This is a genomic window from Hydrogenophaga sp. L76 (assembly GCF_057654755.1).
In genome coordinates, this window is sequence record NZ_CM172807.1 from 3,286,063 (window position 1) to 3,306,800 (window position 20,738).

General features: G+C 66.6%; 22 protein-coding genes. 11 read left to right on the forward strand and 11 right to left on the reverse strand.

The window, feature by feature from the left end:
* Positions 1-3 precede the first annotated feature (3 nt).
* The 3 genes from AC23D4_RS15910 to AC23D4_RS15920 all read left to right on the forward strand — a co-directional run bounded on the left by AC23D4_RS15910 (position 4) and on the right by AC23D4_RS15920 (position 3,814).
* Entirely contained in the window at positions 4-1,461 is a 1,458-nt protein-coding gene (locus AC23D4_RS15910; RefSeq protein WP_472888232.1) for a nickel-dependent hydrogenase large subunit, read from the forward strand.
* 1 nt (position 1,462) lies between these two features.
* Complete coding sequence (locus tag AC23D4_RS15915) at positions 1,463-2,806, forward strand: PAS domain-containing sensor histidine kinase (protein ID WP_472888231.1); 1,344 nt, start codon at positions 1,463-1,465, stop codon at positions 2,804-2,806.
* 249 nt (positions 2,807-3,055) lie between these two features.
* Positions 3,056-3,814, forward strand: coding sequence for a sulfite exporter TauE/SafE family protein (locus AC23D4_RS15920; RefSeq protein WP_472888230.1), 759 nt, complete (start codon positions 3,056-3,058; stop codon positions 3,812-3,814).
* An 18-nt stretch (positions 3,815-3,832) separates the two neighbouring features.
* On the opposite strand, the gene AC23D4_RS15925 is transcribed toward AC23D4_RS15920, so the two are convergent.
* Positions 3,833-4,033 (reverse strand): hypothetical protein, encoded by a 201-nt coding sequence (locus AC23D4_RS15925; protein ID WP_472888229.1) that lies wholly within the window; start codon positions 4,031-4,033, stop codon positions 3,833-3,835.
* A 12-nt stretch (positions 4,034-4,045) separates the two neighbouring features.
* On the reverse strand, positions 4,046-4,240 hold the full coding sequence (locus tag AC23D4_RS15930) for a hypothetical protein (protein WP_472888228.1): 195 nt from the start codon (positions 4,238-4,240) through the stop codon (positions 4,046-4,048).
* Between the two features lie 305 nt (positions 4,241-4,545).
* Here AC23D4_RS15930 and AC23D4_RS15935 point away from each other — a divergent pair, with 305 nt between their 5' ends.
* Positions 4,546-5,133, forward strand: a complete 588-nt coding sequence (locus AC23D4_RS15935; RefSeq protein WP_472888227.1) for a hypothetical protein — start codon at positions 4,546-4,548, stop codon at positions 5,131-5,133.
* 56 nt (positions 5,134-5,189) lie between these two features.
* Positions 5,190-6,542, forward strand: a complete 1,353-nt coding sequence (locus AC23D4_RS15940; protein WP_472888226.1) for an alpha/beta hydrolase family protein — start codon at positions 5,190-5,192, stop codon at positions 6,540-6,542.
* Between the two features lie 72 nt (positions 6,543-6,614).
* Here the strand turns inward: AC23D4_RS15940 and mrdA are convergent, their stop codons facing one another.
* Genes mrdA through AC23D4_RS15960 form a run of 4 tightly spaced genes read right to left on the reverse strand, consistent with a single transcriptional unit; the run spans position 6,615 to position 11,144 of the window.
* Positions 6,615-8,594: a penicillin-binding protein 2 gene (mrdA, locus tag AC23D4_RS15945; RefSeq protein WP_472888225.1), complete on the reverse strand. Its 1,980-nt coding sequence runs from the start codon at positions 8,592-8,594 to the stop codon at positions 6,615-6,617.
* Between the two features lie 2 nt (positions 8,595-8,596).
* On the reverse strand, positions 8,597-9,127 hold the full coding sequence (mreD, locus tag AC23D4_RS15950) for a rod shape-determining protein MreD (protein WP_472888224.1): 531 nt from the start codon (positions 9,125-9,127) through the stop codon (positions 8,597-8,599).
* Complete coding sequence (gene mreC, locus AC23D4_RS15955; RefSeq protein ID WP_472888223.1) at positions 9,124-10,050, reverse strand: rod shape-determining protein MreC; 927 nt, start codon at positions 10,048-10,050, stop codon at positions 9,124-9,126. Before mreC ends, mreD begins: the two co-directional genes overlap by 4 nt.
* A 50-nt stretch (positions 10,051-10,100) precedes the next feature.
* Positions 10,101-11,144 carry a rod shape-determining protein gene (locus AC23D4_RS15960; protein WP_472888222.1) on the reverse strand — a complete coding sequence of 348 codons (1,044 nt, stop codon included), beginning with the start codon at positions 11,142-11,144 and terminating at the stop codon, positions 10,101-10,103.
* A 267-nt stretch (positions 11,145-11,411) separates the two neighbouring features.
* Here AC23D4_RS15960 and gatC point away from each other — a divergent pair, with 267 nt between their 5' ends.
* From gatC to gatB, 3 genes are read left to right on the forward strand one after another with little or no spacing between them, the layout of a single operon-like run.
* Positions 11,412-11,711: an Asp-tRNA(Asn)/Glu-tRNA(Gln) amidotransferase subunit GatC gene (gene gatC, locus AC23D4_RS15965; RefSeq protein ID WP_472888221.1), complete on the forward strand. Its 300-nt coding sequence runs from the start codon at positions 11,412-11,414 to the stop codon at positions 11,709-11,711.
* Positions 11,708-13,204, forward strand: coding sequence for an Asp-tRNA(Asn)/Glu-tRNA(Gln) amidotransferase subunit GatA (gatA, locus tag AC23D4_RS15970; RefSeq protein WP_472888220.1), 1,497 nt, complete (start codon positions 11,708-11,710; stop codon positions 13,202-13,204). Before gatC ends, gatA begins: the two co-directional genes overlap by 4 nt.
* A gap of 2 nt (positions 13,205-13,206) precedes the next feature.
* A complete protein-coding gene (gene gatB, locus AC23D4_RS15975) occupies positions 13,207-14,667 on the forward strand; it encodes an Asp-tRNA(Asn)/Glu-tRNA(Gln) amidotransferase subunit GatB (protein ID WP_472888219.1) in 1,461 nt (486 codons plus the stop codon).
* Positions 14,668-14,796: 129 nt separating this feature from the next.
* Here gatB and AC23D4_RS15980 read toward each other — a convergent pair whose 3' ends face one another.
* A complete protein-coding gene (locus AC23D4_RS15980) occupies positions 14,797-15,438 on the reverse strand; it encodes a DUF4124 domain-containing protein (RefSeq protein WP_177136903.1) in 642 nt (213 codons plus the stop codon).
* A gap of 9 nt (positions 15,439-15,447) precedes the next feature.
* Complete coding sequence (gene pyrE / locus AC23D4_RS15985; protein ID WP_472888218.1) at positions 15,448-16,164, reverse strand: orotate phosphoribosyltransferase; 717 nt, start codon at positions 16,162-16,164, stop codon at positions 15,448-15,450.
* On the opposite strand from pyrE, the gene AC23D4_RS15990 reads away from it, so the two are divergent.
* The gene (locus AC23D4_RS15990) at positions 16,163-16,966 is read left to right on the forward strand and encodes an exodeoxyribonuclease III (protein ID WP_472888217.1); all 804 of its coding nucleotides are present in this window, start codon (positions 16,163-16,165) and stop codon (positions 16,964-16,966) included. The two genes, pyrE and AC23D4_RS15990, sit on opposite strands and share 2 nt — an antisense overlap.
* 11 nt (positions 16,967-16,977) lie before the next feature.
* On the opposite strand, the gene AC23D4_RS15995 is transcribed toward AC23D4_RS15990, so the two are convergent.
* On the reverse strand, positions 16,978-17,316 hold the full coding sequence (locus tag AC23D4_RS15995; protein ID WP_246309567.1) for a chaperone modulator CbpM: 339 nt from the start codon (positions 17,314-17,316) through the stop codon (positions 16,978-16,980).
* A complete protein-coding gene (locus tag AC23D4_RS16000; protein ID WP_210828130.1) occupies positions 17,313-18,224 on the reverse strand; it encodes a DnaJ C-terminal domain-containing protein in 912 nt (303 codons plus the stop codon). The genes AC23D4_RS15995 and AC23D4_RS16000 overlap by 4 nt, the downstream gene beginning before the upstream one ends.
* Before the next feature lie 475 nt (positions 18,225-18,699).
* Between AC23D4_RS16000 and AC23D4_RS16005 the strand changes: the two genes are divergently transcribed.
* Together AC23D4_RS16005 and AC23D4_RS16010 are read left to right on the forward strand one after the other, a co-directional pair.
* Positions 18,700-19,656: a LysR family transcriptional regulator gene (locus AC23D4_RS16005; protein WP_472888216.1), complete on the forward strand. Its 957-nt coding sequence runs from the start codon at positions 18,700-18,702 to the stop codon at positions 19,654-19,656.
* A gap of 43 nt (positions 19,657-19,699) precedes the next feature.
* Positions 19,700-20,338, forward strand: a complete 639-nt coding sequence (locus AC23D4_RS16010; protein WP_472888215.1) for an MBL fold metallo-hydrolase — start codon at positions 19,700-19,702, stop codon at positions 20,336-20,338.
* Between the two features lie 21 nt (positions 20,339-20,359).
* On the opposite strand, the gene AC23D4_RS16015 is transcribed toward AC23D4_RS16010, so the two are convergent.
* Entirely contained in the window at positions 20,360-20,596 is a 237-nt protein-coding gene (locus AC23D4_RS16015) for a hypothetical protein (RefSeq protein ID WP_472888214.1), read from the reverse strand.
* Between the last annotated feature and the right edge of the window lie 142 nt (positions 20,597-20,738).

A 20,738-nucleotide genomic window follows, 5' to 3' on the forward strand; every position in this document is an offset into this window, starting at 1 on the left:
CGCATGAGCAGGCTTCTTGTGGGTCCGTTCAACCGCGTCGAAGGTGACTTGGAGGTCTCGCTCGACATCGCCGACGGCCGCGTGATCTCGGCCCAGGTCAACGCGACCATGTACCGCGGCTTCGAGCAGATCCTGCAGGGCAAGGTGCCGCACGACGCGCTGGTCTATGTGCCGCGCATCTGTGGCATCTGCTCGGTGTCGCAGTCGGTCGCCTCGGCGCGCGCGCTGGCCGACCTGGGCGGCATCACCATGCCGTCCAACGGACAACACGCCACCAACCTGATCCTGGCGACTGAAAACCTGGCCGACCACCTGACGCATTTCTACCTGTTCTTCATGCCGGACTTCGCCCGTCCGGTTTACGCGGGTCACCCCTGGCATGCCGAAGCGCAACGCCGCTTCGCGCCCGACCACGGTGAGCAGGTGCGTGCGGCCACTTCGGCGCGCCAGCGCTGGCTCACGTTGCTGGGCACGCTGGGCGGCAAGTGGCCGCACACGCAGTCGGTCGAACCGGGGGGATCCACCCGCGCCATCGACGCGGCCGAGCGCGTGCGCCTGCTGGCGAAAGTGCGCGAGTTCCGCAGCTTCCTGGAGCGCCAGCTGTTCGCTGCGCCGCTCGAAGCCGTGGCCGCGCTGGAGAACGAAGCCGCGCTCTGGGACTGGCACGCGCAGGACCCGCTGGGCGGCGACCTGCGCTTCTTCCTCACCCTCGTGCGCGACCTGCAGCTCGACACGCTGGGCCCCGGTCCGGGCCGCTACCTGAGTTATGGCGCTTATGCACAGTCGGGTGGTGGCTGGGCCTTGCCCGGTGGTGTGTGGCGCGCGCAGACCGGCGCGGTCGAAGCGCTGAACCCGCACGCCATCACCGAAGACGCCACCCACGCCTGGCTGGCCCACGCTCGTGAGCCGCTGCACCCGCTGCACGGCATCACCCGCCCCGAGCCCGACAAGCCCGGCGCCTACACCTGGAACAAGGCGCCGCGCCTGGGTGGCGAAGTGGTCGAGACGGGGGCCATCGCCCGCCAGCTGACCAGCGGCATGCCCTTGGTGCGCGACGCGGTGGCGCGCCACGGCGGCACGGTCTACACGCGTGTGCTGGCGCGGCTGATCGAACTCGCGCGCGTGGTGCCGCTGATGGAAGACTGGCTGCAGGCGATCCGCCCGACCGAAGCCTTCTGCGTGCCGACGACGCTGCCCGACGAGGGCAGTGGCATGGGCCTGAGCGAGGCCGCGCGCGGCAGCCTGGGCCACTGGCTGGTGGTGCGGCGCGGCCGTATCGCCAACTACCAGATCGTTGCGCCCACCAGCTGGAACTTCTCGCCACGCGATGCGCAGGGAACGCCCGGCGCGCTGGAGCAGGCGCTGGTGGACGCACCGGTGCGGGAAGGCGAAAAAACCCCTGTCTCTGTCCAGCACATCGTGCGTTCCTTCGACCCCTGCATGGTCTGTACGGTCCATTGACATGAGCAAGCCCCGTTCCCCCAGCCCCTTGCCCACCGCGCCCATGGAAGGTGTGGACGAGTCCACCTGGCTGGACGTGATCCAGAAGATGGACGAGGTCTACACGCGGCTGATCGACGACGAGGTCGAGCTGGAGAAGAAGAACACCGAGCTGGAACAGTCGCAGCAGTTCATCTTCAGCGTGCTCACGTCCATGTCGGACGTGCTGGTGGTGTGCGACGAGCGCGGTCTGATCGAGCAGGCCAACGCGGCCCTGTGCGAGCTGGTGGGCCGTCCCGAAGAACAGTTGCGTGGCAGCAGCCTGGCCGACCTGCTGGCCGACGCCGCCAGCGTGGACGCCGCGCGCGCCGCGATGGACCGGTCCGACGCACCGCGCGCGGGCCAGGGCATCGAACTCAACCTGCTCGACCGCTCGGGCCAGCCGGTGCCGGTGGACGCGAACTGCACGCCGCGCATCGGCCCCAACGGCCGGCGCGTCGGCACCGTGTGGGTGGGCCGTCCCACGGCCGAGCTCAAGCGCGCGTACCACGAGATGCGCGCCGCGCACGAGGCCCTGAAGCGCACCCAGCAGCAGCTGCTGCATTCGGAAAAGATGGCCTCGCTCGGCCAGCTGGTGGCCGGCGTGGCGCACGAGCTTAACAACCCGATCAGCTTCGTGCTCGGCAACGTGCACGCGCTGCGCAAGTACTGCGACCGGCTGCAGACCTACATGGCCGCGCTGCACGCGCACGAGCCCGAACCGGTGCTGCAGGCGCTGCGCCAGAAGCTGCGCATCGAGCACCTTTTAGGAGACCTGCCTTCACTGATCGAGGGCACGCTCGAAGGCGCGCAGCGCACCGCCGACATCGTGCACGGGCTCAAGCGGTTTTCGGCCATGGACCCGGAAGAGCGCACGCCGGTGAACCTGGTCGAGGTGATCGATCGCGCGATCCACTGGGTGCAAAAGGGGCGACCGACGCCGGTGGACGTGCGCTGGCAGGCCGGCGCGCCCTGCACCGTCATGGGCAGCGCGGGGCAGTTGCAGCAGGTGATGATGAACCTGCTGCAGAACGCGTTCGATGCCGTGGGCGGCGCCGGCGCGGTGGCGCCCTGCGTCCGGGTGTCGATGGCTTGCGAGGGTGCGCAGGTGCATGTGACCGTGCGCGACAACGGGCCGGGCATTCCGCCCGAACACCTGCTGCGCATCTTCGACCCCTTCTTCACCACCAAGCCGGTGGGCAAGGGCACAGGCCTGGGCCTGTCGATCAGCTACGGCATCGTCGAGCAGCACGGCGGGCGCCTGAGCGCGCGCAACGCCGAGGGCGGTGGGGCCGAGTTCGTGCTGGAGCTGCCCAAGGCGCAGTGAAGCACGCCCCATTCACCGGAGCGCGTGCCTGAACCCAGCACACGCCGAGGATCCGGCTCTGCCGGTCCCAGGGCGTGGTCCCCCTCGGGGGGAAGCCGCGCAGCGGCGCAGGGGGGAGCCGTCCACCGCGTGCCTGAGCCCAGCACACGCCGAGGATCCGGCTCTGCCGGTCCCAGGGCGTGGTCCCCTCGGGGGACGCCGCGCAGCGGCGCAGGGGGAGCCATCTTTCAGCGCGGTGACAATCCTTGCATGGAACTGTTGCTGGTCTCTGTTGCTTCGCTGTTCGCGGGTTTTGTCGATTCGATCGTCGGTGGCGGCGGGCTGATCCTCGTCCCGGCGCTGTTCGCCGTGTTTCCCAACACCCACCCGGCCACGCTGTTCGGCGTCAACAAGGGCGCGTCGATCTGGGGCACGGGGGTGGCCACGCTCCAGTACGCGCAGCGGGTGCAGATGCCCTGGCGCGCGCTGCTGCCGGCGGCGGCCGTGTGCTTCGTGGGTTCGATGCTGGGCGCCTGGACGGTGACGATGATCTCGCCCGACTTCCTGCGCCGCGGATTGCCGCTGGTGCTGCTCGGTGTGTTGCTCTACACCCTGGCCCGCAAGGACCTGGGCCGGCATCACACGCCGCACTTCACGGGCCGCCAGGAGGCGATGGCGGCTGCCACGCTGGGCGCCACCATCGGCTTCTACGACGGCTTCTTCGGACCGGGCACCGGCAGCTTTTTCGTGTTCCTGTTCGTGCGCTGGCTGGGTTACGACTTCCTGCACGCCAGCGCCAGCGCCAAGCTGCTCAACACCACCTCCAACCTGGCGGCGCTGATGCTGTTCGCCTGGAAGGGCCACGTCTGGTGGCATTTCGCGCTGGTGATGGCCGTGGCCAACGTGGTCGGCAGCCTGCTCGGCACGCGGCTGGCGCTCAAGCACGGCAGCGGCTTCGTGCGCGGCGCCTTCATCGTGGTGGTCACCGCACTGATCCTGAAGACCGGCTACGACGCCTGGGCACGATAGGCCCAGCCCGGGGGGTCTTCAGACCTGCTGGCAGAGCTTGTGGGGCTGCTCCCAGCCCGAACCGTAGCGCGGCCAGTCGACCAGCACGCCTTCATCGGTCTGGGCCACGACGCGGCCATCAAGGCGGTCGATGCTGCCTTTGTTGAAACGGTTGACGCGGGCCCCGGTGGTAAACCGGGGTGTTTCGATGTCGAACAGGGATTTGAGGAATTTCAGCATGGCATTTCTCGCTCAGTAAGCACCAGAGCTGTTGTGCCCAAGATGGGCTTGGTCCCAACGGCGCTGCATGTCTTCCAGCTGAGAGAGGCTGGTTGCCGTGCCGAGGTAAGTCTCCAGCGTGTCGGATGTGCCGACGGTGGCGCGGAAGAAGAAGTCGCGGATGGTGCGGGTCACGCGGGACCAGAGGGATGGGGTGGGGGTTTTCATGATGTATCAGACTAGGGTTTACCCTAAGTATAAAGACGCTCACCATGAAAGCCAATGTCATAAGTTATGCTAATTGAGCATGGGAAGCCACTCCCCAAGGTATGACGGGGGACCAGGGTTGCGTGAACACCGACGTTGTTCAACGCAGGCCATCCCGGGTGCCGCCCCTGAACACAGGTAGACTGAGTCCAAAAGTTCTCAAAAGAGGTCCCTTGTTGTTCAAACACCGACTGCCATTCGCCCTGTGCCTGAGCCTGACGCTGTGGGCCACGGGCTGCCAACCCCAACCCACCACGGAGCCCACGATGACACCCGATGTCCCAGCGAGTCCCGGCGCCGGCAAGAACGACAAGTCCGCGCAACAGCACCTCTACCGCCTCAATCCCACGCCCAGGCAGGGTTACGAGCTCGTGCTGACCCTCCAGGACGCACCGGGACCGTTCAAGAAAATGGGCTGGAGCGCGCTGTACCAGGCCAAGGGCTGCAACTACGTTGTCAACGACTTCGCCGGGGTGCGGGGCGAGCCGGAACACACCGTAAAGTTGCCCTTCGCGGAACGACCCGATGGCAGTTTCGCGGCCACGGTCTACCTCGATGCCATGCTGGATGAGGACTATTACGGCAATGGGGTGTGCCGTTGGACGCTGACGAGCGTGGGGCCTTGGGTCATGGCGACGGGATCACCCGCAGAAACCTTGTTTGACACCGATCTGTCTCCCGAACAGCTGTTGGCGGAGCAGCCAGTGCAGTTGTTTTACTGGAAAGGCTACTACCCGCAAAGCAAGGTCGATGGATTCAAGACTTGGGGTAACAACACGCGGGAGCAATTTGCGCCGGAGGCCCGCGACAAACTCTTCTCGATGACGCTGACGCCCAAAAAGGTGCAGCCATGAATATGAGTAGCCAAGACTACGCTGACTTGGCGTTGGACTCGTACGCTAGCCGAGCGGTGACGCGCCGTGACGAGAAGCCCGAGACGATAGGTGGCCACAAATACAGGATTCTTGAGCACCACGACAACCCGCGTACCGGCTACCAGGGCACCATCTACCAGCGGGTGGACACCCACGAGATCATCGTCGCTCACCGGGGTACCGAGTTCGACCGCGAGGCCTTGAAAGACGGGCTGCTGGCCGACGGCGGCATGGTGCTCAACCGCTCCAACTTGCAAGCGTCCGATGCAATCGCGCTGACCCGCAAAGCGCTGCAACTCGCACAAGAAAAAGCAATTGGAGAGGGCGGTGTTGTTCCCCCCGTGACCGTCACCGGCCACTCCCTCGGCGGCACGCTGGCGCAGGTGACGGCCCACCACTTCGACCTGCGCGGAGAGACCTTCAACGCCTACGGCGCCACCAGCCTGGGCCTGCGCATCCCCGCCGGGGGCCACTCGGTCACCAACCACGTCATGGCGGGCGACCTGGTCAGCGCCGCCAGCGCCCACTACGGCCAGGTCAAGGTTCACGCCACAGCCCAGGAAATCCAGACCCTGGACGCCCATGGCTACGACAACAAGACCCACTGGAGCGACCCCCTGCGCGGTCGCGGCCCCATCCAGCTGGCCACCGGATTCACACCGCCCACCACCACGGCCGCCGCCATCGCCATGGCCGACAGCCACAAGATGCACCACTTCGCCAGCGTGGATGCCAACGGCCGGCCCGACCGCTCCGTGCTGGAGGACCCGGCCACCGTGCAGCGTGCACAGGACAACGTCACGCGCATCGGCGAATACCGGCGCGATGTGCAGGGCATGCGCGGCGTGGTCACCGCCGTCGGCCGAGGGCCCGTGGGCAATGCACTGGATGCCGTGGACGCCTTGCGAGGCCCATTGCCGCCCGGTGAACCCGCCCGGCGCGAGCGCGAAGCCGATGCACCTGCCACCCAGCCATTGGCCTCTGTGACCCAACCCCAGGCCACTGGCCCGGCGCTCTCACGCGTCTCCCAGGCGTTGCTGAGCGACAGCCAGCGCGAAGTGCGCCAACTCGCTGCTACCCACCACCTGCCCTGGGACCGGGGCCTGGACAACACGGTCTGTTCGCTGGCCCGCTGCGCGCGGGAACACGGCCTGAGCGGCATCAACCTGCTGCGGGTGAACAACGGCCAGATCCGGTTCGGCCAACACGAGCATGGCGTGCTCAAAGACGGCGTGCTCGACGCCCGGCAGGCGGCCAACACGCCAGCCGCCGACTCGCTGTCAAGGCTGGCGACGCTTGATCAGCAGGCGAGCCTGGAACCCCGCAGCGGGATGCAACCGGGTTGGACGCAGACGCCTGTTCACGAACCGCAGCAGCGGGCGATGTGAGTCTGTCCAGGCGGGCACGTCCCCGGAAGTCGATGTCGATCCGTTGCTGCGCTTGCACCGGCCAGAGGGCCTCTACGGGGCCGTGGCGGGCGAGGTCAGCTGCGCTTCCGGGGGCCAGGGCATGCCGCTGGCCTTGAGCGGGGTGCCGATCGGGGCGGCCGCTTGACCCCGTTGCACCGCCTTGAGGTCTTCCGGATTCGGGTACTGGTCGAGCAGCAGGTAGTCGAACACACGCCGCGCGATGGGCGCGGCGTGTGCGGCACCAAAACCCGCGTTCTCCACCACCACCGCCAGCGCCACCCGTGGCTCTTTCACCGGCGCGAACGCGATGTAGAGCGCGTGGTCACGCTGGTGTTCTTCGAGTTTTCGGGCGTCATAACGGTCTTTCTGGCCGATGGTCACGGCCTGCGCCGTGCCGGTCTTGCCGCCGCTCTCGTAGCCGGCACCGGCAAACACACGTGTTGATGTGCCCTCGGTGGTCACACTCTGCATGGCCCGCAGGATCACGTCGATGTTCTCCCGTTTGTAGCCCAGGTTGACCGGTGCGCTGCTCCCCAGGGGGTTGCGCTGCCGGGTCAACACGTTTTCCGTGGCGAGCGTGAGGTGCGGCGTGTGCCTGATACCGCCATTGGCCAGTGTGGCCATGGCGTGCGCGAGCTGCAGCATGGTGAAGTTGTTGTAGCCCTGGCCGATGCCCAGCGAGATGGTTTCGCCCGCGTACCAGCGCTGCTGCTCGGGCCGCTTGTAGTTGCTGCGCTTCCAGGCCGTGCTGGGCAGCACGCCGCGCACCTCGCCCTTGAGGTCGAGGCCGGTGATCTGGCCAAAGCCCAGGGGCTTCATGAAATCGTGCATGGCGTCCACACCCATCTCATTGGCCAGCGAGTAGTAGTAGGTGTTGCTCGATTTGACGATGCTGCGGTGCATGTCCACAGCGCCCAGGCCGCCGTCGCCGTGGCTGCGGAAGCGGTGGTTGCCGAACATCCAGTAGCCGGGGTCGTTGATGACGGTGGTGGCGTTGCGGGTACCCGTCTCCAGCGCACCCAGCGCCATGAAGGGTTTGTAGGTGGAACCCGGCGGGTAGGTACCGCGCAGCGCCCGGTTGAGCAGGGGTTTTTCCAGCGATTCGTTGAGCGCCTTCCAGTTCTCGGTGTCGATGCCTTCGACGAACAGGTTGGGGTCGAAGGTGGGCTTGCTCACGAAGGCCAGGACCTCGCCATTGCGAGGGTCGATGGCCACCAGCGCGCCGCGGCGCTCGCCGAACATGTCTTCGACCAGCTTCTGCAGCTGGATGTCGATCGCCAGCACCACGGTGTTGCCCGGCGTGGCCGGCGTGTGGGCCAGCGAACGCACGGCGCGGCCACCGGCCGAAGTCTCCACGCGTTCAAAGCCGGTGATGCCATGCAGCTCGCGTTCGTAGCTCTGTTCGGCGCCGAGCTTGCCGATGTGTTCGGTGCCCCGGTAGTTGGCCTGCTCTTCGTCGGGCCATTCTTCAATGGCCTCCTTTTCGCGCTGGTTGATGCGGCCGATGTAACCGACCACGTGGCTTGCGACTTCGCCATGGGGGTAGCTGCGCAGCAGCCGCGCGCGCACCTCGACGCCGGGAAAGCGGTAGCGCTGCACCGTGAAGCGGGCCACCTCATCATCGGTCAGCCGGGTGCGGATCGGCAGCGAGTCGAAGCTGCGGGACTCTTCACGCAGCTTGCGGAAACGCCGCTTGTCCCGCGGCTGGATGTCCACCAGCTGGCCAAGTTCTTCGATCGTCGCATCGATGTCATCCACCTTGGAGGGCGTGATCTCCAGCGTGTAGGCCGAGTAGTTGGTGGCCAGCACACGCCCATGGCGGTCGATGATCTGGCCCCGGTTGGGCACCACCGGCAGCACGGCGGTGCGGTTGCTCTCGGCTTGCGCAAGCAGGTCGTCATGGCGCATGACCTGCAGGTAGACCATGCGCGCGGCCAGCAGACCAAAGGCGACCAGCACCGCCAGTCCGGCCGCCAGCACGCGGGTGCGGAACCGGGCGAGGTCGGCTTCGACGTTGCGCAGCTCGGTCATGCTCACAGGGGTCTGTTGTCGTCAGGATTGGGCGCCCGCCGCTGAGGCGCCAGCAACGCCACGCTGACCACCGGCCACAGCGCCGCCTCCAGAACCGGGGCGAGGAAAAACGACCAGCCCGGAAACGCGCCACCCGCCACCATGCGCACCAGCAGTTCCAGCAGATGCGCGGCCATCAGCAGCGGCAGCACCTGGACCGCCTGGGTGGGCACACCGAACCAGAGCAGGCGCCGGTGCATGGAGACGGCCAGGAAGCCGAGCACGGTGTAGGCCAGCGCGTGCTGACCGAGCAGGGCGCCTTGCTGAACGTCCATGGTCAGGCCGAACACAAAGGCCACGCCCACGCCGATGCGCAGCGGCTGGTGCACGCTCCAGAACACCAGCGTGACCGCCAGCAGGTCGGGCACCCAGGCGGCACGCCCCCACAGGCCGGTGTTCATGAGCATGTTGAGCAGCAGCGCGCCGATCAGGCTGAACCAGATGAAGGCCGGGTTGGCGGGCAGCAGCAGTTGCTGGCCTGGGCGCATGATCATGGGCGTGTGCTCCCTATCCTGGGCTTCGCAGCCGGGGGGGTGTCCTGCAGGGGCGAAGGCGGCAGGTGTTCACCCACCGGCGCCAGCACCAGCACGTGCAGCGCCCCGTGCACCCGTGCCAGCGGCGTGCAGCTGATGCGGTTGAAGGCGGACTCGGCGCGCTGGCCCACGGCGTTCACCCGGGCCACCGGCAGGCCGGGCGGGTAGACGCCATCCACACCGCTGGTGGTGAGCAGATCGCCCTGGGTGATGTCCACGTTGGCCAGGGTGTAGCGCAGCTCCAGCGCATCGCCTTCGGGGCCGGGCTGTCCAAAAGCCACGCTGCGCACGCCGGTGCGGACATTGAGCACGGGAATGGCCTGGTCGCGGTCGATCAGCAGGGTGACTTCGGACACCAGCGGATAGATGCGGGTGACCTGGCCGAGCACGCCGCTGTCGTCAATCACCGGCGAGCCGAGCGCGATGCCGTGGGTCTGGCCGCGATCGATGACGATGCGGCGCGAGTAGGGGTCGGCCGCGTCGTACAGCACCTGGGCGCCCATGGAAGGGGTGGTGATGCGTTCGCGCATGGCCAGAAGCTCGCGCAGGCGCTGGTTCTCCAGCGCCAGTTGCTCCACCTGCAGGGCCCGCTCGGACTGGGCGGCGAGTCGTTGCATCGCTGCGCCCTCACTTTGTTGTGCCTGGTGCAGACTGGTGAAATAGCCGCCCGCCTGGCCCACCGCCTGGACCGGTTGCAACACCAGCCACTGCAGGGGATACAACACCGTCGCCACGGCGCCGCGCACCGGCGCGGTGATGCGAAAACGCAGGTCGGCCACCATCAGGAACAAGGCCACGGCGCTGAACACCATGAGCTTGGACAGGGCCGAAGGCCCCTGCTTGAAAAAGGGGGGCGGGGTGCGGTCCAGGGTGCCCAGTGGCATGTCGGAAAAGGCTCGCGGTGGTGCGGTCAGGCCGGAAACCGGCGCGGGGCTTATTCGCTGGTGAAGATGGTGCCCAGGCGTTCCATGCGCTCCAGGGCCATGCCGCAGCCGCGCACCACGCAGGTCAGCGGCTCCTCGGCCACCAGCACCGGCAGGCCGGTTTCTTCGGCCAGCAGACGGTCCAGGTCGCGCAGCAACGCGCCACCGCCGGTGAGCATCATGCCGCGCTCGGCGATGTCGGCGCCCAGTTCGGGTGGCGTGTGTTCCAGCGCCATCTTGACGGCGGTGACGATGTTGTTCAGCGGATCGGTCAGGGCCTCGAGGATCTCGTTGCTGGAAATCGTGAAGCTGCGCGGCACGCCTTCACTCAGGTTGCGGCCCTTGACTTCCATTTCCTTGACTTCCGAGCCGGGGAAGGCCGAGCCGATGTTCTTCTTGATCGCTTCGGCGGTGGGCTCACCGATCAGCATGCCGTAGTTGCGGCGGATATAGGCAATGATGGCCTCATCGAAGCGGTCTCCGCCCACGCGCACGCTGCCCTTGTAGACCATGCCGCCGAGCGAGATGACGCCCACTTCCGTGGTGCCGCCGCCAATGTCCACCACCATCGAACCGGATGCGTCAGACACCGGCAGGCCGGCGCCGATGGCCGCGGCCATGGGTTCTTCGATCAGGTAGACCTCGGAAGCGCCGGCGCCCAGCGCCGACTCGCGGATGGCGCGGCGCTCGACCTGGGTGGAGCCGCAAGGCACGCAGATGATGATGCGCGGGCTCGGCTTGAACATCGAGCGCGGATGCACCATCTTGATGAACTGCTTGAGCATCTGCTCGGTCACGGTGAAGTCGGCGATCACGCCGTCTTTCATCGGGCGGATGGCTTCGATGTTGCCTGGCACCTTGCCCAGCATGGCCTTGGCTTCCTTGCCCACCGCCTGGATCGTCTTCTTGCCCTGGGGGCCACCTTCGTGGCGGATCGAGACCACGGAGGGTTCGTCAAGAACAATGCCTTTGCCTCGTACGTAGATCAGGGTGTTGGCGGTGCCAAGGTCAATGGCGAGGTCGGTCGAAAACTGCCGACGGAAGGCTTCAAACATGGTGCAAAAATCCTGTGGGGCATGGCCGCCGCTTCGTGCGGCCATCGCCGGGTGTCTGTACGGGGCAGTCGGGGGCTATAAGTCTTTGATTCAGCGACAAAAACTGTTTCAGCACGGGATTTGCCGCTAAACCTTGGATAATACCGCATCCCCTGTGCATAACTTCGCCCATCAAGGGGCTAAATCTTCAATTTACACCCCGTTTCAGCGCACTTTTGGCGCCGATCCGGTGGTTTCTTTTTTCTTACACCGGAACCGAGTCCTGCCATGTCCCTGACCCTGTCCGACATCGGGCGCATCGCCAATCTGGCGCGCCTGGAGCTGTCCGATCCGCAGAGTGAGCGCATGCTCAGCCAGCTCAACGGCTTCTTCGACATCGTCGAGCAGATGAACGCGGTCGACACCACCGGCATTGAGCCGCTGGCCCACCCCACCGCCGTGATCGACCACGTGAGCCTGCGCCTGCGCCCGGACGTGGCCAGCGAACCCAACAACCGCGAAGCCAACCAGAAAAGTGCGCCCGCCGTCGAGCGCGGCCTGTTCCTCGTGCCCAAGGTGATTGAATGAGTTCGAAACAGATTCACGAGATGGGCGTGGCCGAGCTGGCCGGCGCTATTCGCCACAAGAAGACCTCCAGCGTCGAAGCCGCCCAGCACCTGCTGGCGCGCGCACAGCAGCACGCCGGCCTGGGCGCCTACCTCGCCTTCAATGAAGACGTGACCCTGGCGCAGGCCAGGGCCGCCGACGCCCGCATCGCCGCTGGCGAGCGCGGCCCGCTGCTCGGCGTGCCGCTGGCGCACAAGGACATCTTCGTCACCCAGGGCTTCCCCACCACCGCCGGCAGCAAGATGCTGGCCGGTTACCAGAGCCCGTTCGACGCCACCGTGGTGGGCCAGCTCGCCGCCGCCGGCGCCGTGACCCTGGGCAAGCTCAACTGCGACGAGTTCGCCATGGGCTCGGGCAACGACAACTCGGCCTACGCGCCGGTGCACAACCCCTGGGACACGGCCCGCGTGCCCGGCGGTTCCTCGGGCGGCTCGGCCGCCGCCGTGGCTGCGCGCCTGGTGCCCGCCGCCACCGGCACCGACACCGGTGGTTCGATCCGCCAGCCCGCCAGCTTCACCGGCATCACCGGCATCAAGCCCACGTACGGCCGCTGCTCGCGTTACGGCATGGTGGCCTTCGCCTCCAGCCTCGACCAGGCCGGTCCGATGGCGCGCAGTGCCGCCGACTGCGCCACGCTGCTCACCGCCATGGCCGGCCCCGACATCGACCGCGATTCCACCAGCCTGGACCACCCGGCCGAGGATTACACGCGCCTGCTGGGGGCGCCGCGGGAAGGCGCCAGCGCCGCACAACCGCTCAAGGGCCTGCGCATTGGCCTGCCGAAAGAGTTCTTCGGCGAAGGCTGCGCGCCGGACGTGATCGCTACCGTTCGCGCTGCGTTGTCCGAATATGAAAAGCTGGGCGCCACGCTGGTCGACATCTCGCTGCCGCGCACCGAGCTGTCCATCCCGGTCTACTACATCATCGCGCCGGCCGAAGCGTCGTCCAACCTCAGCCGCTTCGACGGCGTGAAGTTCGGTCACCGCGCCGCCCAGTTCGACGACCTGGCCGACATGTACAAGAAGTCGCGCAGCGAAGGCTTCGGGCCCGAGGTGCAGCGCCGCATCATGATCGGCACCTATGTGCTGAGCCACGGTTACTACGACGCCTACTACCTCAAGGCACAACAGATCCGCCGCCTGATCGCGCAGGACTTCCAGAGTGCCTTCACCCAGTGCGACGTGATCGCAGGCCCGGTGGCGCCCACGGTGGCCTGGAAGATCGGCGAGAAGAGCGACGACCCGGTCGCCAACTACCTGGCCGACATCTACACGCTGTCCACCTCGCTGGCCGGCCTGCCCGGCATGAGCGTGCCGGCCGGTTTCGGTTCAGCCCACATGCCGGTGGGCCTGCAACTGGTGGGCAACTATTTCAAGGAAGGCGAACTGCTGCAGACCGCGCACGCCTTCCAGCAAGCCACCGACTGGCACCTGAAAACGCCGGAGGGCTACTGAACATGAGCGACAAGAAACAAGCTTCCCCGCTGGTGCAAGGTTACGAAGTCGTGATCGGCTTCGAGACCCACGCCCAGCTTGCGACCCAATCCAAGATCTTCAGCCGCGCGCCCACGGCGTTTGGCGCCGAGCCCAACACGCAGGCCTGCGCGGTGGACCTGGCCCTGCCGGGCACGCTGCCGGTGATGAACCGCGGTGCGGTGGAACACGCCATCCGCCTCGGTCTGGCGCTGGGCTCGCACATCGCCGAGCAGAGCGTGTTCGCGCGCAAGAACTACTTCTACCCCGACCTGCCCAAGGGCTACCAGATCAGCCAGTTCGAGATCCCGGTGGTGCAGGGCGGCGAGGTGAGCTTCTTCCTCGGCGATGAAAAGAAGACGGTCCGCCTGGTGCGCGCGCACCTGGAAGAAGACGCGGGCAAGAGCCTGCACGAGGATTTCGTCGGACAGTCGGGCATCGACCTGAACCGCGCCGGTACGCCGCTGCTGGAGATCGTGACCGAGCCCGACATGCGCTCCAGCGCCGAGGCCGTGGCCTACGCGAAAGAGCTGCACAAGACCGTGACGTGGATCGGCATCTGCGACGGCAACATGCAGGAAGGTTCGTTCCGCTGCGATGCCAACGTCTCGGTGCGCAAGCCCGGCGGCGAGCTGGGCACGCGCCGCGAGATCAAGAACCTGAACTCGTTCAAGTTCATGCAGCAGGCGATCGACTACGAGGTGCGCTGGCAGATCGAGCAGATCGAAGACGGCCACGCGATCCAGCAGGCCACGGTGCTGTTCGACCCCGACACGGGCGAGACACGCGCCATGCGCACCAAGGAAGACGCAGCCGACTACCGCTACTTCCCCGATCCGGATCTGCCACCGCTGGTGATCGCGCGCGACTGGGTGGAGCAGGTGAAGGCCAACATGCCCGAACTGCCGCGCCAGATGGCCGAGCGACTGGTGCAGACCTACGGCCTGCCCGAATACGACGCCACCACGCTCACGCAGAGCCCGGCGATGGCCGCCTACTTCGAGACCGCCGCCAAGGCCAGTGGCCAGGCCAAGATGGCCAGCAACTGGATCATGGGCGAGGTTTCGCGCCGCCTGAACAACGAAGAAAAAGACATTGCCCAGGTGCCCGTTGGTGCCGAGACGCTGGCCGCGCTGCTGAAGCGCATCGCCGACGGCACGGTGTCGAACAACGCAGCCAAGCAGGTGATGGACGCGCTGTGGAGCGGAGAGGGCAGCGATGTGGATGCTGTCATCGAAGCCAAGGGCCTCAAGCAGATGAACGACTCCGGCGCGCTGGAAAAAATCATCGACGAGGTGATGGCCGCCAACGCCCCCATGGTCGAGCAGTTCCGCGCCGGCAAGGACAAGGCTTTCAACGCGCTGGTGGGCCTGGTCATGAAAGCCAGCAAGGGCAAGGCCAACCCGCAGCAGGCCAACGACCTGCTCAAGCAAAAGCTTCAGTAAAGACAAGGGCACCAGCTGCGGGCTACCTCCGGAGCACGTGCCCCACCCAGCAAACGCCGAAGAACCGGCTCCGCCGGGCCAAAGGCGTTGTCCCCCTCGGGGGGAAGCCGCGCAGCGGCGCAGGGGGGACTACTTCTGCCCCCAGAGCTGGCGCAGCTTCACCAGCTCTTCGTCGAAGCGCGCGTTGAGGCGCTGTTTTTCCTGGGTCTGTTCCACCACGAAGCGTTGCTGGACCGCGACCTGCTGCTCGTTGTCTTCCAGCTTGCGGCGCAGCCACAGCGGCGCTTTGCTCACGTCGTTCTGGTAGAACTCCAGCTCGGCGCTGATGTCCTTGCGCTGATCGAGCAGGGCCTGTGCGCGTTTGTTGACCGCGCTGATCACTTCGTCGATCTGGGCCAGCGCGTCGGCGCGCTCCTTGTCGTGCACGGGCTTGTTCGGGTAGCGGATCAGCAGCGCCCGATCCCGGCGCTTTTCTTCGGCAATTCGGGCCTGCAGGGCTTCTTCGGCCTTCTTCTGGGCGTCGATCCTGGCGCGTTCTTCGGCCGTGTAGCTCGGTGGCACGACCCGCTTGACCGTCCCGGAGCCCGTGAGTTCGCGCTGTTCCCGGTCCAGGCACTCGGTGATCGGGCGGTCCGATGTGATGCGCCGTCCTTTGCTGTCAATGCAGGTGTAGATGCCTTTGCCCTGAGCCAGCGCCACCGTCGACACCAGCAGCAGCACGCCCCATGCGATGGACGTTGGCGGGAGCGGCGGGCGAAGGAAAGCGGGCAAAGTGGATCCTCAGGCTACGCCGTAACGCTGGCGGTAGGCCAGCACCCGGTCGCGGTGGCTGGCAAGTTCGTCGCCAGTGTTCTGCCTCAGATACTGCAGCAAATCGGCCAAGGTCGCAATGGCACAGACCTGCAGGCCGAGCTGGTTCCGCACGTATTGCACCGCGCTGTGCTCCACGTCACGCTGCACGCCGTCGGCGCCGACCTCGGTGGCCTTCTCCTGGCGGTCCAGCGCGATCGCCACCGCATGGGGCGTGGCGCCAGCGGCCTGGATCAGGGCGATGGATTCGCGGGCGGCGGTGCCGGCCGACATCACGTCATCGACGATCAGTACCCGGCCCTGGAGCGGCGCACCCACCAGCGAACCCCCTTCGCCGTGGTTCTTGGCTTCCTTGCGGTTGTAGGCAAACGGCACGTTGCGCCCCAGGCGCGCCAACTCGATGGCGACCGCCGCACCGAGCGGAATGCCCTTGTACGCGGGGCCGAAAATCATGTCGAATTCGATGCCGCTTTCCAGCAGGGCTTTTGCATAGAATTGCGCGAGCCGACCGAGCTTGGCGCCGTCATCGAACAGGCCAGCGTTGAAAAAGTATGGCGAGAGCCGTCCCGCCTTGGTCTTGAACTCGCCAAAGCGCAGCACGCCCGAGTCCACGCAGAACTGCACGAAGTCCTGTGCCAGCGCACCGTCTTTTGTTCCGGCAGCCGCCGAGCCCGCTTCCAACACCATGGGGAAATCCTTGTTCAAACTGACCAGCCTCAACCTCAACGGCATCCGCTCCGCCAGCACCAAGGGGCTGGAAGCGTGGCTCGCCAAGCATGCGCCCGATTGTATTTGTGTGCAGGAAGTCAAGGCGCAGGCGCCCGACGTCAGCGGGCGCTTCGAGGCTCTCGCCGGACTCAAGGGCCATTTTCACTTCGCCGAGAAGAAAGGCTATTCCGGCGTCGCCGTCTACACGCGCCATGAGCCCAGCGACGTGGTGGTGGGTTTCGACGGCGGCGAGTTCGATGCCGAAGGCCGCTACGTGGAGCTGCGTTTCGACACGCCCACCGCGAAACGTTCCATCATCAGCGTCTACTGCCCCAGCGGCTCTTCAGGCCCCGAGCGGCAGGAAGCCAAATACCGCTTTCTGGATGTGTTCTACCCGCACCTGATGGCGCTCAAGGGCCAGCGCGACTTCATCATCTGCAGTGACGTCAACATCGCCCACCATAACGCCGACCTGAAGAACTGGCGCAGCAACCAGAAGAACAGCGGCTTCCTGCCCGAGGAGCGCGCCTGGATGACCCAGCTGCTGACCGACGGCGGCCTGGTCGACGTGTACCGCCGCCTGCAGCCCGACACCACCGACACCTGCTACACATGGTGGAGCAACCGCGGTCAGGCCTACGCGAACAACGTGGGGTGGCGGCTCGACTACCACCTGGCCACGCCGGCGTTGGCCGAACACGCGCGCACCGAAGCGATCTACAAGGCCGAGAAGTTCAGCGACCACGCGCCGCTCACGATCGAATACGACTTCACGCTCTGAGATGCTCGGACTCAGTGCCGCTGGGGCAGCTGCGCCTGCAGCGAGCGCACCTGCTGCTCCAGCGTTTCGATGCGCTGGATGTGGTCCAGCAGCAGGGCCACGGCAAACAGGTCGAGGTCGAAGTCCAGCCGCAGCTTGCTGACGGTGCGCATGCGCGTGACGCAGTCGGCGCTGAACATGCGCAGGTCCGCTTCCGACGGGCCGGTCTGCAGCGGCTGCAGCGCGCCGTATTCCACCAGCTCGTCCACGTCGGCGGTGCTGATGCCACAGACCCGCGCCAGCTCGGGCAGCGTGACGCTCTGCACCTCGTCGAGCCAGACCCATTCAACGGCTTGCATGTTGGTGTTCATGAAGTGGCTCCTGTTGGCGCGGTGCGCGGATGGAATGAAGAGTCTTTGGCGAGCGCTTCAAACAGCTCGCGTTCGCGCTCGGTGAGGGTGGCGGGCACGTCGATCAGCACCACGGCGTAGAGGTCGCCCGGGGCGCTGCGACCGTTCGCCAGGCCGCGCCCGCGCAGCCGCAGCTTGCGGCCCGAGCGCGTGCCGGGCGGCACGGTCAGCGTCACCGGGCCGTCCAGCGTGGGCACCTCGGCTTCCGTGCCCAGCGCCGCTTCCCAGGGCGTGAGCACGAGGTCGAAATACAGGTCCTGGTGGTCGGTGCGGAAAATGCGGTGCGGCGCCAGCGTGATGTGCAGGTAGATGTCGCCATCGGTGCCGCCGTTCTGGCCCTTGCCGCCTTTGCCGCGCAATCGCAGCTTCTGGCCATCGCGCACGCCGGGCGGCACGCTCACTTCCAGCGTGCGCTCCTGGCCACCGTCGTCCAGGCTCAGGTGCACGGTGCGTCCGCGGTGGGCGTCTTCCAGGCTGATGCGAATGGTGGTTTCCAGATCGCGCCCGTCCCGGGGCATCGGGCCCTGGCGCGGACCGCGGCGACCCCGGCCCATGGCGGCGAGCAGGTCTTCGAGGTCCATCTCGTCAAACGCCGAGCCGCTCGTGGCGTGGTCGCGGCCCCATTGCGGCGGCGGCGAAAACGGCTCACCAGCAGGGTGCCTGCCCAGCTCGTCGTAGGCGGCGCGTTTTTCGGGGTCCTTCAGCGTCGCGTAGGCCTCGGCCACTTCCTTGAAGCGGGCCTCGGCCCCCGGTGCCTTGGACATGTCCGGGTGGTGCTCGCGGGCGAGCTTGCGGTAGGCCTTCTTGATGGCGTCGAGGTCCGCGTCACGCGGCACGCCCAGGGCGGCGTAATAGTCTTTGTACTTCATGCAGGACTCCCGGGGACACAGCTTGGTTCAGCTGAAAAAGCGGGTCTGTGCGCTGGCGCACCCTAGGTCTCAAGCACGCCGCTTGCAGCTGGCTGAAGCGCTGCTGTCCTTCGCTGCGATGACACCCCGGGTGGATTCTGCCGCTGCGCCGGTTCGCGCTGCCAGCAGCGTCTTCAGTTTGCCCGAAGCGATCAACCGACTCAAGTCAGTGCCTTCGTCGAACCGTCCAGCTCCGAGATCGGAACCTCGGTGCCAGGGAGCCAAAGGCCCCGCACTTCCGGTAAGAGGTGCTTTTTGCCGGCATCGGGTGCCTGGTCGGCGGGTGTCTTCCGGCGGGTGGCTGGAAGAGATGGTCGGCAAAGTTGGTGAACGCATTAGAGTGGCGCCAGAATCATCTGTCCAATACCGATTTCGAGACTTGCCATCTTGAATCGAGATAATGGATGCCGTCCTGAAACCTCACTCCTTGCATTCCATGGAACTCCGCCAATTGCGCTACTTTGTGGCCATCGCCGACAGCGGCAGCTTTTCCAAGGCGGCCGAACGGGTGTTTGTGGCCCAGTCGGCGCTCAGCCACCAGGTGGCCCAGCTCGAAGACGAGCTGGGTGTCAGCCTCTTTCACCGCTCCCGCCGCGGCGTGGAGCTGACCGATGCCGGGCAGCGCTTCTTCCCCCACGCGGTCTCGATCCTGCGGCAGGCCGAGGAGGCGCTGCACAGCGCGCGCCACACCGACGACGAGCCGCGTGGCAAGGTGGTGTTCGGCATCCCGCACAGCGCTTCCAACGCGCTGGCGCTGCCCCTGCTGCGCGAAGTCCACCAGCGCCTCCCCCGGATCGAGCTCGAACTGACCGAGGAACTCACGGGCAACCTCACGCGGCAGCTGCGCACCGGGCAGATCAACCTGGCCGTGCTGTTCGATGATGGCCACCTGGGCGGTTTCACCTGCCGGCGCCTGCTGAGCGAGCAGCTGTGCCTGATCGAGCCCGCCGAGCCCGGCGCCACCCCGGCCGCGACGGTCACGCTGGCCCGGGCACTGGCGATGCCCCTGATCCTGCCGGCGAGTCCGCACGGCGTGCGCCCCCTCATCGAAGCGGCCGCGGCCCGGGCCGGCCTTGCGCCGCCCCAGGTGTTTGCCGACATCAGCTCCATCAGCATCCTGCGCACCACGCTGCTGGCGGGGCTGGGTCGCACCCTGTTGCCCGTCATGCCGCTGCGGCAGGAGATCGACACCGGCCTGCTGGTGGCGACGCCAGTGGTTGACCCGCCTCTGGAGCGGGTCCTGGTGCTCTGCGGATCGGTCCACATCCCGCTGTCGTCGGCGTCCCAGGCCGTGGCCAGCCTGGTGGTGGCGCTGGTGCAGCGGCTCTGCACCGAGGGTCAGTGGCCCGGTGGCACCCTGCTGCCTGGCGATGCCAGTCTTTCCGCGACCTGATTGGTACAGTACCGCCAGTCCCTCAAAGCCGACCCCGAGACCCATGTTCCAGTACCGCACCGTTCCCGTCACTGCTTTTGCCCAGAACTGTTCCATCGTCTGGTGCGATGAAACCCTGGACGCCGCCATCATCGACCCGGGAGGTGACCTGGAGCGCCTGCTGGCCGAGGTGAAGCGCCTGGGCGTCACGCTCAAGGCCATCTGGCTCACCCACGCCCACATCGACCACGCCGGCGGCACGGCCGAACTCGCCGCCCAGCTGAATCTGCCGATCATCGGCCCGCACCCGGGCGACCAGTTCTGGATCGACGGCCTGCCCCAGCAGAGCGCCATGTTCGGTTTTCCGCCGGCGGGCCATTTCACGCCCACGCGCTGGCTGGCCGATGGCGACACGGTGCAGATCGGCCAGTGCACGCTCAACGTGCGCCACTGCCCCGGCCACACGCCGGGCCATGTGGTGTTTCATTCGCCTGAAGCGCAGCGCGCTTTCGTGGGCGACGTGCTGTTCGCCGGCAGCATCGGGCGCACCGATTTCCCGCAGGGCAATCACGCGCAGCTGATCAGCAGCATCCAGGAGCGTCTCTGGCCCATGGGCGACGAGACGGTGTTCATTCCGGGCCATGGCCCGGAAAGCACGTTGGGCGAGGAACGGCGCTTCAACCCGTATGTGAAGGGCGGCTGAGCCGCCCGCCCGGTCACGGGCTCAAAGGCCGAGCAGTTTCTTGGCGTCGCCGAGCGCCTTCATGGACTCGTCGTGCTTGCCTTCCTTGTGCATTTTTTCGCCTTCCGCACGCAAGGACTTCACCTTCTCCATGTCGGACATGGACAGGCTCGGGTTGGTGCCGAGCTTGGCGTCGATCGCCTTCATTTCGGCGGGGCAGCTGTTGGCAAAAGCCACCGAACACCACAGCAAGGCGGACACGGTCACCAGGGTTTTCATGGTTGTCTCCTACGGGTGGGCGTCGGCAGGCGCCGACGGGCGGATGCTAGCCGCGTCGTGCCCGCACGTACAGTGTTTGCCCCTTTGGTCGTGGGGTGTTGGATGTCATGGCGCAGGCACTGGTGCCCGCAAGGTCTTCGGG